Below are 2,741 nucleotides of genomic sequence, written 5' to 3'. Positions count from 1 at the left end.
AGAAAACACGGATGGATTTCTTTAGGTACAGTTGAATGGATTTATATCCCTCAGGGTGTATCTTTGTTCTATACCATGGAGATCGTGAAGATTCCAAAGATGGAGAAGGAGGAGTACGACGCTCTGATCCATAATCGCTTCATGGCCCGGATAGCATTCCAGGGGGAAAAATACCCCTATATTGCACCGTTCATGTATGTGTATGATGGAAAACACCTGTACTTCCTCTCCACTAAGTACGGCAGAAAATTCGAATATTTCCGTAAGTCCCCATATGTTTCAGTTGAAATTGAACAGTACGAGCCTGATCTTTCAGGTTTCATGTTCGTGACCCTGCAGGGATATCTTGAAGAAGTAACAGACTCCATCGAAAAAAAGATTATCAGGGGAAAGTTTGTGGATCTAATACAAGAGCAGCATCTCTCACTCAATATTCTTGCTGCCCTTGGGCATTCACCTGAAGATGCTCCTGAATCCATATGCCGTGAAGAGAGATCGGTTGTATGGAGGCTGAACGGTGTCCGAAGTCTTGTTGCACTTAAGAATGTGTGATATGGTCCAGGAGATCCGATAGGATCTTTGGATTATAAACCGGTGGTCTGCAGGTCTGTCCGGAACAGATCCAAACCGATGGAACTTCTTCGCGAGCAATGGCTTCTGATTCAGGCACTAGTCTTTGCATTTCAGATACATATGTGGGGATATAAGGAACGATAACCAACCCCGGGATATACTTCTGATGTAATACCTTCCATAGTGCGATTCTACGTTCATCTTCAACATAGCCGGTAATTACAACACGAATCTCTATTTTTTGCCTGCATATCATACCAAGAAGGCTAAGAGTTCCCTGGGGTACCCTGGTGACGGTATCATACATACCAGCAAGCAGAGCATCAGCCCGCTTTTTATATTCCTCATTCCCGGTGATTAGACCCAGTTCAGAGAGAATCTGGTAGGCAAGTCCATTCACCGACTGAACAGGTCCATCATAATCATCGCGAATCCTAACCGGAACCAGAGGATCATCAGAACGTGTTGCATAAAAACCTCCTCTCATCTCATCCCAGAAGAGATCTAATGCAGTCTGTATGATTGCAACTGCACTTTCTAGGTATGCAGGTTTCCCTGATGCCTGAAAGAGGCTTATCAGGCCTGATGAAAAGGAGATGTAATCCTGTGCTGTACCTTTTATGGTTGCTTTACCCGCTTTCCATTGATGCCAGAGTTCTCTTTTATTGGTAAGGATCGTGGTCAGCAGAAAATCAGAAGCCTCCTCTGCAGCACGGATCATCCATGCATCATCAAGAACCCTTCCTGCATATGCAAGTGCCCCGATCGCAAGACCATTCCAGTCTGTTAGAACTTTATCATCCAGTAGGGGGCGAGATCGCAGTTCCCTGCGATCATACAGTTTCTTTCGTATCTGTTCGACAACTGGTGAATCTACGGGGATCGGGATGGTAGTAGTCCCATCCGCATTTTTTTCCCTGACCCATGAGATGATGTTACTTCTGGGGGGAATACCCGCCTCTGATGGAAGATTGCCGTTTTCAGTGATCCCCCAGATCTTCTCTGCAATCGTCATTTCATCAGAGTTCAGAACCTCCTTGAGATCTATAAATTTCCATAGGTAAAATGCCCCTTCTCCACCCTCACTGTCAGCATCCTCTGCCGATGCAAATCCTCCATCTGGACGCCGTAGAGTCTGGCAGATGTACTGAAGAGACTCTTCTGCTGCCTTACGCATGAGTGGATCGGAGGTGATCTGCCAGGCAGAAGTGAATGCAGATGCATTCATCGCCTGATCATAAAGCATCTTTTCAAAGTGGGGAATTTTCCAGGCACGATCTACAGCATACCGGTGAAACCCAAATCCGACCTGATCCCTCACTCCTCCAAGGGCCATGGCTGAAAGAGTACCTATTGCCATTTGGATCGCCTGATCACTGCCAAATACCATCCCGTACTGCATAAGAAAAATCAACTGGGGAACAGAGGGAAACTTAGGTGCCCTTCCAAATCCCCCGAACTTAGAATCATAGGTACTCGAAAAACTATTGAACGCTGAATGGAGATCCTCATTTGAGAACATCCCCAAATGGGGGTCTGGGTTATTCTTTCCATACGCCTGGGATATTGCCCCGAACACACGATCTCCTGCCTCATAGACTTCATCACGTCGTTCTTCCCATACACGAACAATATGGGGGATAAGATCCAGCATACCCGGAGTTTCTCCTCGTGATCTCCGAGGGATAAAGGTGGCTGCATAGAATGGTTTCAGATCAGGAGTAAGGAATATACTCAGGGGCCATCCTCCTGATCCCGTCATTGCCTGACAGACACCCATATAGATCCGATCAATCTCGGGGTGTTCTTCCCGATCCACTTTTATAGCGATGAAGTGTTTATTGAGAATTCCAGCCATTTCCTGGTCCATAAAACACTCTTTTTCCATCACATGACACCAGTGGCATGCTGCATACCCGATTGAGAGGAAGATAGGTATATCCCGCTCCCGTGCCAGTGCATGGGCCTCTTCTCCCCAGGGATACCAGTCAACCGGATTGTGAGAATGCTGTAATAGGTATGGGCTTTGTTCATGGATCAGTCGGTTTGGCATTGATTCATTTACTTCTGTTATACATGATAACACATACTGGTGACAAGAGAGAATGTCCGCCACGCAATTAATTAAATACTGCCACCAATAAACTCCTTCTACCAATGGATAATTA

At 46.0% G+C, this 2,741-nt stretch carries 2 protein-coding genes; one reads left to right on the top strand and one right to left on the bottom strand.

The features are described from left to right. Positions 1-75: 75 nt before the first annotated feature. Complete coding sequence (locus tag VN429_RS00245) at positions 76-552, top strand: pyridoxamine 5'-phosphate oxidase family protein (protein WP_109969683.1); 477 nt, start codon at positions 76-78, stop codon at positions 550-552. On the opposite strand, the gene VN429_RS00240 is transcribed toward VN429_RS00245, so the two are convergent. Then, positions 539-2,741: thioredoxin domain-containing protein (locus VN429_RS00240; RefSeq protein WP_325628514.1), on the bottom strand; the 2,203-nt coding region annotated here is incomplete at its 5' end. The genes VN429_RS00245 and VN429_RS00240 overlap by 14 nt on opposite strands.

The sequence above is a fragment of the Methanospirillum sp. genome (genome assembly GCF_035560735.1).
Taxonomy (GTDB): domain Archaea; phylum Halobacteriota; class Methanomicrobia; order Methanomicrobiales; family Methanospirillaceae; genus Methanospirillum.
Note: the sequence above shows the minus strand (reverse complement) of the source record. Positions and strands in the feature narration are given on the sequence as shown.

What these genes read in the sequence shown, in the direction of transcription:
- VN429_RS00245 (WP_109969683.1), top strand. Translation starts at nt 76, where the DNA reads ATGGAGATCGTGAAGATTCCAAAGATGGAGAAGGAGGAGTACGACGCT.